This is a genomic window from Noviherbaspirillum sp., assembly GCF_035654295.1.
GTDB lineage: Bacteria > Pseudomonadota > Gammaproteobacteria > Burkholderiales > Burkholderiaceae_D > Noviherbaspirillum.
Genome location: NZ_DASRXF010000179.1, coordinates 41,006 through 53,380, shown reverse-complemented (window position 1 = coordinate 53,380; position 12,375 = coordinate 41,006). Strand labels below are relative to the sequence as shown.

13 protein-coding genes are annotated in these 12,375 nt (G+C 64.2%); 6 read left to right on the top strand and 7 right to left on the bottom strand.

The annotated features are described in order from the left end of the window. Positions 1 to 6 precede the first annotated feature (6 nt). From secF to queA, 5 genes are all read right to left on the bottom strand, one after another. Positions 7 to 951, bottom strand: a complete 945-nt coding sequence (secF, locus tag VFF99_RS17115; protein ID WP_325020020.1) for a protein translocase subunit SecF — start codon at positions 949 to 951, stop codon at positions 7 to 9. A gap of 73 nt (positions 952 to 1,024) precedes the next feature. Beyond that, positions 1,025 to 2,884 carry a protein translocase subunit SecD gene (secD, locus tag VFF99_RS17110; RefSeq protein WP_325020019.1) on the bottom strand — a complete coding sequence of 620 codons (1,860 nt, stop codon included), beginning with the start codon at positions 2,882 to 2,884 and terminating at the stop codon, positions 1,025 to 1,027. A 73-nt stretch (positions 2,885 to 2,957) separates the two neighbouring features. Beyond that, positions 2,958 to 3,224, bottom strand: a complete 267-nt coding sequence (gene yajC / locus VFF99_RS17105) for a preprotein translocase subunit YajC (protein ID WP_325020073.1) — start codon at positions 3,222 to 3,224, stop codon at positions 2,958 to 2,960. A gap of 190 nt (positions 3,225 to 3,414) precedes the next feature. Beyond that, entirely contained in the window at positions 3,415 to 4,542 is a 1,128-nt protein-coding gene (tgt, locus tag VFF99_RS17100; RefSeq protein ID WP_325020017.1) for a tRNA guanosine(34) transglycosylase Tgt, read from the bottom strand. After that, on the bottom strand, positions 4,542 to 5,561 hold the full coding sequence (queA, locus tag VFF99_RS17095; protein ID WP_325020015.1) for a tRNA preQ1(34) S-adenosylmethionine ribosyltransferase-isomerase QueA: 1,020 nt from the start codon (positions 5,559 to 5,561) through the stop codon (positions 4,542 to 4,544). Before queA ends, tgt begins: the two co-directional genes overlap by 1 nt. A 121-nt stretch (positions 5,562 to 5,682) precedes the next feature. Here queA and recG point away from each other — a divergent pair, with 121 nt between their 5' ends. The 6 genes from recG to VFF99_RS17065 all read left to right on the top strand — a co-directional run bounded on the left by recG (position 5,683) and on the right by VFF99_RS17065 (position 10,825). Further along, positions 5,683 to 7,746 carry an ATP-dependent DNA helicase RecG gene (gene recG, locus VFF99_RS17090; RefSeq protein ID WP_325020013.1) on the top strand — a complete coding sequence of 688 codons (2,064 nt, stop codon included), beginning with the start codon at positions 5,683 to 5,685 and terminating at the stop codon, positions 7,744 to 7,746. Positions 7,747 to 7,869: 123 nt separating this feature from the next. Beyond that, the gene (locus VFF99_RS17085) at positions 7,870 to 8,817 is read left to right on the top strand and encodes a hydrogen peroxide-inducible genes activator (RefSeq protein ID WP_325020011.1); all 948 of its coding nucleotides are present in this window, start codon (positions 7,870 to 7,872) and stop codon (positions 8,815 to 8,817) included. Positions 8,818 to 8,889: 72 nt separating this feature from the next. Further along, positions 8,890 to 9,762, top strand: coding sequence for a 4-hydroxybenzoate octaprenyltransferase (gene ubiA, locus VFF99_RS17080; protein ID WP_325020009.1), 873 nt, complete (start codon positions 8,890 to 8,892; stop codon positions 9,760 to 9,762). 74 nt (positions 9,763 to 9,836) lie between these two features. Continuing rightward, positions 9,837 to 10,154: a DUF883 family protein gene (locus VFF99_RS17075; RefSeq protein WP_325020007.1), complete on the top strand. Its 318-nt coding sequence runs from the start codon at positions 9,837 to 9,839 to the stop codon at positions 10,152 to 10,154. A gap of 3 nt (positions 10,155 to 10,157) precedes the next feature. Then, positions 10,158 to 10,523 carry a phage holin family protein gene (locus tag VFF99_RS17070; RefSeq protein WP_325020005.1) on the top strand — a complete coding sequence of 122 codons (366 nt, stop codon included), beginning with the start codon at positions 10,158 to 10,160 and terminating at the stop codon, positions 10,521 to 10,523. Beyond that, positions 10,520 to 10,825, top strand: a complete 306-nt coding sequence (locus VFF99_RS17065; protein ID WP_325020003.1) for a YqjK family protein — start codon at positions 10,520 to 10,522, stop codon at positions 10,823 to 10,825. Before VFF99_RS17070 ends, VFF99_RS17065 begins: the two co-directional genes overlap by 4 nt. Here VFF99_RS17065 and proC read toward each other — a convergent pair whose 3' ends face one another. Further along, complete coding sequence (proC, locus tag VFF99_RS17060; protein WP_325020001.1) at positions 10,826 to 11,650, bottom strand: pyrroline-5-carboxylate reductase; 825 nt, start codon at positions 11,648 to 11,650, stop codon at positions 10,826 to 10,828. Beyond that, on the bottom strand, positions 11,640 to 12,344 hold the full coding sequence (locus tag VFF99_RS17055) for a YggS family pyridoxal phosphate-dependent enzyme (protein ID WP_325019999.1): 705 nt from the start codon (positions 12,342 to 12,344) through the stop codon (positions 11,640 to 11,642). The genes proC and VFF99_RS17055 overlap by 11 nt, the downstream gene beginning before the upstream one ends. Positions 12,345 to 12,375: the final 31 nt, after the last annotated feature.

Sequence of the window (12,375 nt, the reverse complement as noted above, 5' to 3'; positions counted from 1 at the left end):
GGCGGATCAGACGACCGCGCCGTCGGTCTCGTCCTTTTCCTTCACGGGCTTGACCAGGTCCTCGCGGGTCACGCCCAGCCACATCGCGACGGCGGCGGCGACGAACACCGAGGAATAGATGCCGAACAGGATGCCGATGGTCAGCGCGACGGCGAAGTAATGCAGCGTCGGGCCGCCGAACAGCAGCATGGACAGCACCATGATCTGGGTCGAACCGTGGGTGATGATGGTACGCGAGATGGTGCTGGTGATCGCGTGGTTCATCACGTCCGCGGTGCTCATCTTGCCGTAGCGGCGGTCGCGGAAGGTTTCGCGCACGCGGTCGAAAATCACCACCGATTCGTTCACCGAGTAGCCGAGGATCGCGAGCACCGCGGCCAACACCGTGAGCGAGAACTCCCATTGGAAGAAGGCGAAGAAGCCGAGGATGATGATGACGTCATGCAGGTTCGCGATGATTGCCGCCACCGCGAACTTCCACTCGAAGCGGAAGGCGAGGTAGATGACGATACCGACGATCACCATCGCCAGCGCCGTCAGGCCGTCCTGCGCCAGTTCGTCGCCGACCTGCGGGCCGACGAATTCCACGCGCTGCAACTTGACCGTCTCATCCTGCGCCTTGAGCGTGGCCATCACCTTTTCGCTCTGCTGCGCGGAGCTCACGTCCTTGCGCGCCGGCAGGCGGATCATCACGTCCTGAGCGGTGCCGAAGCTCTGCACCTGCGTGTCGGTATACCCCAGCCCTTCGATGCTCTTGCGGATGCCTTCAAGATTGGCTGGGCGGCTATAGGTCACCTCGATGACGGTGCCGCCGGTGAATTCGATCGACAGGTGCAGGCCCTTGTAGAACAGGAAAAACACTGCCGCCAGAAAAGTCAGCACCGACACCACGTTGAAGGCCAACGCGTGGCGCATGAAGGGGATGTCCCTCTTGATCCGGAATAATTCCATTACATTCCTTTCTTTCGCGGCATCCCGGCCGGCTTTGCCGCCGGGGCCGCTTCAATTTCAAGCTGCAGTCGACTTACGCGTTCGGTTTCCAGACCTGACCGATCGACACGCTGGTGAGCTTCTTCTTGCGTCCATACCAGAGGTTGGCGAGGCCGCGCGACACGAACACCGACGAGAAGATCGAGGTCAGGATGCCCAGGCAGTGCACGACGGCGAAGCCGCGGACGGCGCCCGAACCGAAGATCAGCAGCGCCAGGCCGGCGATCATGGTCGTCACGTTGGAGTCGAGAATGGTCGCCCACGCGCGGTCGAAGCCGGTCGCGATTGCCGCCTGCGGCGAATTCCCCGCCCGCAACTCCTCGCGGATGCGCTCGTTGATCAGCACGTTGGCGTCGATCGCCATGCCGAGCGTGAACGCGATTGCCGCCATGCCGGGCAAGGTCAGCGTTGCCTGCAGCGTGGACAGGATGGCTATCAGCAACAGCAGGTTGACCGACAGCGCAAACACGCTGAAGAAGCCGAACAGGTGGTAGTAGATGATCATGAAGACAGCGATCGCCGCGAAGCCGTAGAGCGTCGAGTTGAAGCCCTTCTGGATGTTGTCGGCGCCCAGCTGCGGGCCGATCGTGCGCTCCTCGATGATTTCCATCGGCGCCGCCAGCGAGCCGGCGCGCAACAGCAGCGCGAGGTCGTTGGCCGCCTCTGCCGAGCCCATGCCAGTGATCTGGAAGCGGGAGCCGAGTTCGTCGCGGATGGTGGCAACCGTCAGCACTTCGCCGCGGTTCTTCTCGAACAGCACGATGGCCATCAGCTTGCCGATCTTTTCACGGGTCGCTTCGCGCATGCGGCGGCCGCCGTCGCCGTTCAGGTCGATGCTGACGGCAGGCTGCTGGTTCTGGTCGAAGCTGGCGGCGGCGCTGGAGATATAGTCGCCGGTGATGATCGGGTCCTTGTAGAGGACCACCGGCGCGCCCTTGCCGACCCTGAACAGCTCGGAGCCGAAGGGCACCGCGGCGGTTTCCTCGGTGCCGCGCATCACGGTCTCGTCCACCATGCGCACTTCCAGCGTGGCGGTGCGGCCGATGATGTCCTTGGCGCGCGACACGTCCTGCACGCCGGGCAGCTGCACCACGATGCGGTCCGCGCCCTGGCGCTGGATCACCGGTTCGGCCACGCCGAGTTCGTTGACGCGCTTGGACAGCGTGCTGATGTTCTGCTCGACCGCTTCCTCGACCGTGCGCTTGAGCGCTTCAGGACGGTAGCTGGCGACCAGCTTGAGGTCGGCGCCGTCGGCGGTTTCCTGGAATACCAGTTCGCCGAGCTGGGCGGCGAGCACTTCGCGCGCCTTGGCGCGGGTTTCCGGCTCGCGGAACTTGATCTCGATGGCATCGCCGCTGCGGCCGATCCCTGTGTGACGCACGTTCTTGTCGCGCAGCATGCTGCGCACGCTGGCCTGCAGGCCCTGGAGGCGCTTGTTCAGTACGCCACGGGTATCAACCTGCATCAGGAAGTGCACGCCGCCGCGCAAATCGAGGCCGAGGTACATCGGCTGCGCGCCGACGCTCTGCAGCCATTGCGGCGTGTTCGGCATCAGGTTGAAGGCGACGATGAAGGTCGGGTCGGCCGGGTCGGCGTTCAATTCCTTTTCCAGCACGGCCTTGGCCTTGAACTGGGTGTCGGTGTCGCTGAAGCGGGCGCGGACCGAGCCTTGCGTGCCGCTCAGGTCGAAGGAAATCCCTTCCGCCTTGATGCCGTTTCTTGCCAGCACCTCTTCCACGCGCGCGGATGTGGCCGGGTCCACCTTGACGGTAGCCTTCGCGCTGCTGATCTGGACAGCCGGCGATTCGCCGAAGAAATTGGGGATCGTATACAGCACGCCGAACAGCAGCGCGATGGCGATCAGGATGTATTTCCAGAGGGAATAACGATTCATAGGGATTCAAGTTCCGGAGTGAACGGGCGATGTGCCCCGGGCAGCATGCCGCCATGCCGGCGGCAGCAATCCCTTACAGCGACTTGATCGTGCCCTTCGGCAACAGGGTGGCGATCGCAGCCTTCTGGGTGATGATCTCGGTGCCGTCAGCCACTTCCAGTGTCACATACGCATCCGTCACCTTGGTCACCTTGCCGAGGATGCCGCCGGCGGTCACGACTTCATCGCCTTTGGCCAGCGCGTCCATCATCGCCTTCTGCTCTTTCTGGCGCTTCATCTGGGGACGGATCATCAGGAAGTACAGCACGATGAACATCAGGATGATGGGCAGGAAGCTCATGAAGCTGCCTTCGGCGCCTGCGGCGGCGGTTTGCGCGTATGCGTTGGAAATGAACACTTATTACTCCTTGCTTTGGGATGGATCAACCCGGCATTTTAGCACCGGGCGCGTGCTTTCCCGGGAATGATGCATTGACCCGGGAAACAGGGGTAAAGCGCCGGTCCGGATGGACCGGCGGAGGGGGAAAAACTCAGACGCCGCGGGCGCGGTCGGCGTGGAATTGCACGACGAAGGCCTGGAAACGGTCGGCATCGATCGCCGCGCGCATTTCGCGCATCAGCTGCAGGTAGTAATGCAGGTTGTGGATGGTGTTGAGGCGGGCGCCGAGGATTTCTCCGGCGCGATGCAGGTGATACAGGTAGGCGCGCGAGAAATTGCGGCAGGTGTAGCACTCGCAGGTCTCGTCGAGCGGCTTGTCGTCGTCCTTGTAACGCGAATTCTTGATCTTCAGGTCGCCAAAACGGGTGAACAGCCAGCCATTGCGCGCATTGCGTGTCGGCATCACGCAGTCGAACATGTCGACGCCGTTGGCCACGCCCGCCACCAGGTCCTCCGGTGTGCCCACGCCCATCAGGTAGTGCGGCTTGTCGGCCGGCAGGCGCGGGCCGACGTGTTCCAGCACGCGCATCATGTCTTCCTTGGGCTCGCCCACCGACAGGCCGCCGATGGCGTAGCCCTCGAAGCCGACTTCCTCCAGGCCGGCCAGCGATTCGTCGCGCAGGTGCTCGAACATGCCGCCCTGGACGATGCCGAACAGCGCGTTCGGGTTCTCGCCCTTGTCGAATTCGTCACGCGAACGCTTCGCCCAGCGCAGGGACATGCGCATGGACTTGCCGGCCTCCGCCTCGGTGGCGGGGCGGCCATCGATTTCATAGGGTGTGCATTCGTCGAACTGCATCACGATGTCGGAATTGAGCACGCGCTGGATCTGCATCGAGATTTCCGGCGAAAGGAAGAGCTTGTCGCCGTTGATGGGCGAGGCGAACTTCACGCCTTCTTCCGTGATCTTGCGCATCGCGCCCAGCGAAAACACCTGGAAACCGCCGGAATCGGTGAGGATGGGCTTGGTCCAGCCGATGAAGCGGTGCAGGCCGTCGAACTTGCCGACCACGTCCAGCCCGGGGCGCAGCCACAGATGGAAGGTGTTGCCCAGGATGATCTGGGCGCCGACTTCATGCAGCTCTTCCGGCGACATCGCCTTGACGGAACCATAGGTCCCGACCGGCATGAAGATGGGAGTTTCGACCACGCCGTGATTGAGCGTCAGGCGGCCCCGACGGGCCTTGCCGTCGGTCTTGAGGAGTTTGAAATTCAGCATTATGTGTTTCTTGTCAGGAGCATCGCATCGCCATAGCTGAAGAAGCGGTAGCGCTTCTCGATCGCATGGGCGTATGCATCGCGGATCTGCCGGTAGCCGGCGAAGGCCGACACCAGCATCAGCAGCGTCGATTTCGGCAGGTGGAAATTGGTGACCATGCGGTCGACGGTCTTGAAAGTGTAGCCCGGCGTGATGAACAGGTTGGTATCGGCGCTGCCCGCCTGCAGTTCGCCGGATTGCGAGGCCGATTCGAGCGCGCGCATGCTGGTCGTGCCGACGGCGACGACATTCCGCCCTGCCGCGCGAACGGCTCGCACCGCATCCACCGTCTCCTGCGGGATGGTGTACCACTCGCTGTGCATCTTGTGCTCGGCGAGGTTTTCGGTGCGCACCGGCTGGAAGGTCCCCGCGCCGACATGCAGCGTCACGTAGGCGAACTGCACGCCCTTGTCGCGCAGCTTGTCGAGCAGCGGCTGGTCGAAATGCAAACCCGCGGTGGGCGCGGCAACCGCACCCGGTTCCTTTGCGTAGACAGTTTGATAGCGCTTTTCGTCAACTTCGTCGGCCGCATGCTCGATATAGGGCGGCAGCGGCAGCCGGCCGTGGGCCTCGATCAGGTCGAACACGTCGGACGGGAACTGCAGCGTGTAGAACTCCCCGGCCCGCTCGCCGACGATGACATCGAACGCATCGGCCAGGCGGATGGCGCTGCCCGCCTTCGGCGATTTCGAGGCGCGCACCTGGGCCAGCACGTGCCGCGTGTCGAGCACGCGCTCGACCAGCACCTCGACCTTGCCGCCGCTTTCCTTCGCGCCGAAGAAGCGCGCTTTGAGCACGCGGGTGTTGTTGAAAACCAGCAGGTCGCCGGGCGAGAGCAGATCGACAATCTCCGAGAACGAGCGGTCGACCAGTCTGTCCCCGTCCACGTGCAGCAGCCGGGACGCGCTGCGCTCGGGCAGCGGCAATTGCGCGATCAGTTCCTGCGGCAGATGGAAATCGAAGTCGGAAAGCGAATACATGCGTCAGAATGGCACAGAACGAAGTTGAAGTTGGCATCTGCGGCATCTGCGCTTGACAGAATTGCCATACAATCTTCAACCAAAATAAAACCCGCTATTTTACGCCCTGCAGCAGATTCAGATGCCCGCACCGAAGCGAAAATCCGCCACTCAGGAAAAAGCCAATACCGGCGCCGCCAGGCTGGCGAAGCTGGGGCTGCGCACCGACATGGACCTGGCGCTGCACCTGCCGCTGCGCTACGAGGATGAAACCCGGGTGCAGCCGATCCGCGAGGCCGGCTTCATGGGCGGCAACTCGGCGCAGGTGGAGGGCGTGGTGACCGAGTGCGACATCCAGTACCGGCCGCGCCGCCAGCTCGTGGTCACGATCGCCGACGATTCCGGCCAGCTGGTCATGCGTTTCCTGAATTTCTACGGCAGCCAGGTCAAGCAGCTTGCCGCCGGCACCCGGGTGCGTGCGCGCGGCGAGGTGCGGCACGGATTCTTCGGCGCCGAGATGGTCCATCCCAGCTACAAGGTGGTGCAGGAAGGCGAGCCGCTTCCCGACCGGCTCACGCCCGTCTATCCGGCGGGGGAAGGCCTGTCGCAAGCCTATCTGCGCAAGGCGATCGCCAATGCGCTGACGCGGGTGGACTGGCGCGATACGCTGTCGCCCGCCCTGCTGTCCGAACTCCGGCTGCAGCCCTTCGAACCCGCGGTGCGCCTGCTGCACAACCCTCCGCCGGACGCGAGCGAGCACGCGCTGCTGGAGCGCTCGCATCCGGCATGGGTGCGCATGAAGTTCGATGAACTGCTGGCGCAGCAGCTCTCACTCAAGCGCGCGCAGGCGGCGCGCCGGGCGAAGGGCGCATCCGCCCTGCCCCATGTCGGCGAGTTGTCGCAGGCCTTGCTGAAAGCCTTGCCGTTCACGCTGACCGGCGCGCAGCAGCGCGTTCTGGCCGAGATTCGCGCCGACCTGCGCGAATCCTTCCCGATGCAGCGCCTGCTGCAGGGCGATGTCGGCAGCGGCAAGACGGTGGTGGCGGCGCTGGCCGCCTCGCAAGCCATCGACAGCGGTTTCCAAGCCGCGCTGATGGCGCCGACCGAAATCCTCGCCGAGCAACACTTCCGCAAGATCGCGCAGTGGATGGAACCGCTGGGCGTGAAGGTCGCGTGGCTGACCGGCAGCCTGAAGAAAAAGGAAAAGCTGGAATCGATGGCGCGTGTCGAATCGGGGGAAGCGCAACTGGTGATCGGCACCCATGCGCTGATCCAGGAAGGCGTGGAATTCGCGAAGCTGGGCCTGGTCATCGTCGACGAACAGCATCGCTTCGGCGTCGGTCAGCGGCTGGCCTTGCGCAACAAGGGGCTGGAGGCGAGCACCGTGCCGCACCAGCTGATGATGTCGGCGACGCCCATCCCGCGCACGCTGGCCATGACGTATTACGCCGACCTCGAGGTATCCGTCATCGATGAACTGCCGCCCGGCCGCACGCCGATCGTGACGCGCATCGTGGACCAGAACCGGCGCGACGAAGTGATCGCGCGCGTGCATGCGGCGGCGTTGGAGGGCCGGCAGGTCTACTGGGTCTGTCCGCTGATCGAGGAATCGGAAGCGCTGCAGCTGCAGACTGCGACCGATACCCATGCGACGCTGGCCGCCGAGCTTTCCGACCTGAGGGTCGGCCTCGTGCATGGCCGCATGAAGCCGGCGGAAAAACAGATCGTCATGGATGCATTCTCGCGCGGGGAAGTCCACGTGCTGGTGGCGACCACCGTCATCGAAGTCGGGGTCGACGTGCCGAACGCGTCGCTGATGGTGATCGAACACGCGGAGCGCTTCGGGCTGTCGCAATTGCATCAGCTGCGCGGACGCGTCGGACGCGGCTCCGCCGCCAGCGTCTGCCTCCTGCTCTACCAGAGCCCGCTCGGCCCGGTGGCGAAGCAGCGCCTGATGACGATGCGCGAAACCACCGACGGCTTCGAGATCGCGCGGCGCGACCTGGAAATCCGCGGACCGGGGGAATTCCTCGGGGCACGTCAATCGGGGCAGGCCATGCTGCGCTTCGCCGACCTGCAGACCGACCAATGGCTGGTGGACAAGGCACGCGACATCGCGCAACGCTTGCTGCACGACGATCCGGCCACGGTCGAAGGACACCTCGCGCGCTGGCTGGGCGGCAGGGAAGAATTCCTCAAGGTCTGAATTCCTCAAGGACTGATGCGCCGCATTGCGGCATGCAATCCTTTGCTTTTTGGCATAGCCTTTATACTATGATCCTTACCTGACCTGGCCAGATGTTGTCCTACACCAAGGCGAGCGCATCCTATGACACTAACCGAACTCAAATACATCGTCGCGGTGGCACGGGAAAAGCATTTCGGCCACGCGGCGGAAGCCTGTTTCGTCGCCCAGCCGACACTTTCCGTCGCGATCAAGAAGCTCGAGGATGAACTCGGTGTCGTGATCTTCGAGCGCGGCGGCACCGAAATCTCGATGACGCCGCTCGGCGCCCAGATCGTCGCCCAGGCCGAACGCGTGCTGGAACAGACCGCCGCCATCAAGGAAATCGCCAAGCAGAACAAGGACCCGCTGGCCGGGCCGCTGCGCCTGGGTGTCATCTACACCATCGCACCCTACCTGCTGCCGCCACTGGTCAAGACCATGATCGAGCGCGTGCCGCAGATGCCGCTGGTGCTGCAAGAGAATTTCACGACCCGCCTCATCGAACTGCTGCGCCAGGGCGAGCTCGACGCCGCCATCATGGCCCTGCCCTTCGCCGACCAGGGCCTCGTGGTGCAGCCCTTGTACGATGAACCGTTTGTCGTCGCACTCCCTAAGCACCACCCGTGGGCCGACCGGCCCACGATCAAAGCAGAAGACCTGAAATCCGAAACCATGCTCCTGCTGGGCAACGGCCACTGCTTCCGCGACCAGGTACTGGAAGTGTGCCCGGAAATGTCGCGCTTCTCGACCAGCGGCGACGGCATCGCGCGCACCTTCGAGGGCTCCTCGCTGGAGACCATCCGGCACATGGTGGCCTCCGGCATCGGCATCACGGTCCTGCCCAAGGCATCGGTGCCGGACATGCAGTCGCGCGACGGCATGCTGCGCTACGTGCCCTTTGCGGAACCCAGCCCCTCGCGCCGGGTCGTCATCGCCTGGCGCAAGAGCTTCACCCGCCGGCCGGCGATCGAGGCGATCCGCGATGCGGTGCTGTCCTGCGAGCTGCACGGCGTGGAAATGCTGCGCGAGGCGGAGACCGCGGAAGCCTGAACCCCGGCCGCCCCTCCAGTGCGGCCTGCATGTTGCCGCTTATAATCCGGTTTTACGTCGCAATCATCGACCATGAACCGAACCGCCCGACTCGACCGACTCGCCCTCTACGCGCGCCTGATCCGCATCGATAAACCGATCGGCATCCTGCTCCTGCTCTGGCCGACGCTGTCGGCGCTGTGGCTGGCGTCGAACGGCCGCCCGGACTGGCAGCTGGTCCTGATCTTCACCATCGGCACGGTCCTCATGCGCTCGGCGGGCTGCGCCATCAACGACTTCGCCGACCGCGATTTCGACAAGCACGTCAAACGCACCGCCGAACGCCCTTTGACGAGCGGCAAGATCGCGGCATGGGAAGCGGTGATGGTGGCGGCAATCCTGTCGCTGGTGTCTTTTGCGCTGATCCTGCCGCTCAATACGCTGACCAAGCAGCTCTCCGTCGTGGCTGTCCTCATTGCAGGCAGCTATCCCTACTTCAAGCGCTTCTTCGCGATTCCGCAGGCTTACCTCGGTATCGCATTCGGCTTCGGCATCCCGATGGCGTTCGCCGCCGTGCAGGACACGGTGCCGCCGGCGGCCTGGCTGCTGCTGGTGGCCAATATCTTCTGGGCCGTCGCCTACGACACCGAGTATGCGATGGTCGACCGCGATGACGATTTGAAGATCGGCATCAAGACCTCGGCCATCACCTTCGGCCGTTTCGACGTGATGGCGGTGATGGTGTGCTATGCGGTCGCCTTCGTGCTCATCCTCGTGGTGGGGCTTGAATACGGCCTGCACGCCTGGTTCGTCGCAGGCATCCTCGTCGCTACCGGCTGCGCCGCCTACCACTACACCCTGATCCGCGAGCGCGACCGCATGCGCTGCTTCGCTGCGTTCAGGCACAACAACTGGCTGGGCGCCGCGATCTTCGCCGGCATAGCGCTGGACTACGCGCTGCGCTAGTTTGACCACTCGCAAGATGCCATTCGTCCTGTTGCTTACACTCAAAGACGGTCTTACTTTGAGAGGAGTGCACAATGGACAAGATTGGACTGGGCGGCGATATCCGCGACCGTTTGCTCGAAGACTTGCGGCTCGTGGTCAAGGATGCGGAAGACCTGCTGCGCAGCACCGGGCAACAGGTGGATGAAGGCTACCGCGCGGCGCGTGCACGTTTCGAATCGACCCTGAGCAATGCGCGCGGCAACCTGTCCACGCTGGAAGGACGCGTGGCCGACGGCGCCCGCGACGCGCTCGACACAACCCAGCAGTATGTGAAGGAAAATCCCTGGCAGGCAGTCGGCATCGGCGCGCTGGCCGGCCTGGCCATCGGCCTGATGATCGGGCGCCGCTAGCCCATGATGATCGCGGAATCCGCGTCGCGCCTCGCAGCGACCCTGCTCGCCATCGTCCAGAACCGGGTCGAACTCGCGTCGACCGAACTGGAAGAAGAGTCGCTGCGGTATTTCTCCTGCCTCATGCTGTCGCTCGCCGCCCTGTTCTGCCTCGGCATCGCCATCGTGCTCGGGGTGATCCTGGCGGTCGTGCTGTATTGGGAGTCGCATCGCGTGGCCGTCCTGGCCACATTGATGATCCTGTTCGGCGCCGCGTCGGCGGTGATCGCCCTGCGCGTGCGCCGGCAATATCAGTCGAAACCGCGGCTGCTGGGCCATACCCTGTCGGAGCTGTCGCGCGATGCCGACCTGCTCCAGCCGCGCGCATGAACAGGCGCGCGGAGTTCCTTGCGTGGAAACGGCGGCAACTGCTCGCCGAGAGCAGCGCGCAGCGCGAGGACCTCGCGCAACAGATTGACGCCTGGTCCTACCGGCTGCAGTCGGTGGACACCGGCCTGCGCATCTTGGCGCGCATCCGCCAGCATCCCGGCTGGATTGCGGGCGCGGCGGCGGGGCTGCTCCTGCTCACGCCGCGCCGGCTGTCTTCCCTCTTGCGGCTGGGCGTCTCGGGACTGCGTTCATGGCAGAGCTACGCACCGACGGTGCGCATGCTGCTCGAACGCATGCGCTGATCAGTCCTTGCCAAACTCTTCACCGAGTTCCTTGCCGCGCGCGGATGCGGCCTTCAATGCCTTGACGATCGCTTCCTTGACGCCGCTGCCATCCATGCTCGTCAGCGCCGCATAGGTGGTGCCGCCCTTCGAGGTCACGCGTTCGCGCAGTACCGATACAGGCTCGCTCGAATTCGCCGCGAGCTGCGACGCGCCGACGAAGGTGGCGATTGCGAGCTGGTTGCCCTGCTCCGCCGTCAGCCCCATTTCCTGCGCCGCCTGCTGCATGGCTTCGATGAAGTAGAACACATAGGCAGGGCCACTGCCCGATACCGCGGTGACGGGATCGATCAGCGCCTCGTCGTCAATCCACACCGTGGCGCCCACCGCGCGCATGATCGCATCGGCAGCCTCGCGCTGTTCGCCCGATACGCCTGCCATCGCCACCATGCCGGTGATGCCCTTGCCGATCAGCGCCGGGGTGTTGGGCATGGTGCGCACGATCGCGCTGTGCCCGCCCAGCCAGCGCGACAGGTCGACCGCGCGGATGCCCGCCGCAATCGACAGCACCAGCTGTCCGGATACGTGCGGGCGCAATTGCTGCACCACTTCCTTCATCTGCTGCGGCTTCACCGAGAGCACGACCACGTCGCTCTTTGCCAGCGCGGCGTCGATCTGCATCGCGGTGGTGACGCCGAACTGCGCCTGCAGCTTCTTCAGCGATTCCGCGTTCGGATCGACCACGTGGATGTTGCCGCCGTCGGTCAGCCTGCCGGCCAGTCCGCCGATCAGCGCCGATGCCATGTTGCCTCCGCCGATGAAGGCGATCTTCAAATTATTTTGCATACGTCCTCTGTCCAAAAATAGCCGTTCCCACGCGCACGATCGTCGCACCTTCCGCGATCGCCGCATCCATGTCCGCGGACATGCCCATCGACAGGGTGTCCAGCGCCAATCCTTCCGCCTTCAATTGCTCGAACAATTCCCGCAGCTGACGGAACGGTGCGCGCTGGCGCTCCATGTCTTCCGCCGGCTCCGGGATCGCCATGAGGCCGCGCAGAACCACGCGCGGGAGACCGGCGACAGCCTTTGCCAGCGCCGGCACTTCTTCCGGCGCCATGCCGCTCTTCGACGCCTCGCCGCTGATGTTCACCTGCAGGCAGATATTCAGCGGCGGCAGGCTGTCCGGCCGCTGCTCCGATAGCCGGTGCGCGATCTTTTCCCGGTCGACGGAATGCACCCAGTCGAAATGCTCGGCGATCGGGCGCGTCTTGTTGCTCTGGATCGGGCCGATGAAATGCCATTCGAGCGAGAGGTCCGGTCGGGCATCCCGTACCGCTGCCATCTTGTCCACGGCCTCCTGCAGGTAATTCTCGCCAAAGGCTCGCTGGCCGGCGCCGGCGGCATCGATCACTGCGTCGGGACCGAAGGTCTTGGAAACGGCCAGCAGCCGCACGCCTTGGGGATCTCGCAACGCTGCCCGCGCGGCGGCGTCGATACGCTCCTGCACGGCTTGCAAGTTGTAGGAAATTGGAGACATAATCAATTTACTTGGAGCAATATCGGCGGTG

Coding starts and splice junctions, on each gene's coding strand:
- tgt (WP_325020017.1), bottom strand. CDS start 4,542: ATGCTGAATTTCAAACTCCTCAAGACCGACGGCAAGGCCCGTCGGGGC.
- queA (WP_325020015.1), bottom strand. CDS start 5,561: ATGTATTCGCTTTCCGACTTCGATTTCCATCTGCCGCAGGAACTGATC.
- secD (WP_325020019.1), bottom strand. CDS start 2,884: ATGAATCGTTATTCCCTCTGGAAATACATCCTGATCGCCATCGCGCTG.
- proC (WP_325020001.1), bottom strand. CDS start 11,650: ATGCAAAATAATTTGAAGATCGCCTTCATCGGCGGAGGCAACATGGCA.
- recG (WP_325020013.1), top strand. CDS start 5,683: ATGCCCGCACCGAAGCGAAAATCCGCCACTCAGGAAAAAGCCAATACC.
- VFF99_RS17085 (WP_325020011.1), top strand. CDS start 7,870: ATGACACTAACCGAACTCAAATACATCGTCGCGGTGGCACGGGAAAAG.
- VFF99_RS17070 (WP_325020005.1), top strand. CDS start 10,158: ATGATGATCGCGGAATCCGCGTCGCGCCTCGCAGCGACCCTGCTCGCC.
- ubiA (WP_325020009.1), top strand. CDS start 8,890: ATGAACCGAACCGCCCGACTCGACCGACTCGCCCTCTACGCGCGCCTG.
- VFF99_RS17075 (WP_325020007.1), top strand. CDS start 9,837: ATGGACAAGATTGGACTGGGCGGCGATATCCGCGACCGTTTGCTCGAA.
- yajC (WP_325020073.1), bottom strand. CDS start 3,224: ATGAGCTTCCTGCCCATCATCCTGATGTTCATCGTGCTGTACTTCCTG.
- secF (WP_325020020.1), bottom strand. CDS start 951: ATGGAATTATTCCGGATCAAGAGGGACATCCCCTTCATGCGCCACGCG.
- VFF99_RS17055 (WP_325019999.1), bottom strand. CDS start 12,344: ATGTCTCCAATTTCCTACAACTTGCAAGCCGTGCAGGAGCGTATCGAC.
- VFF99_RS17065 (WP_325020003.1), top strand. CDS start 10,520: ATGAACAGGCGCGCGGAGTTCCTTGCGTGGAAACGGCGGCAACTGCTC.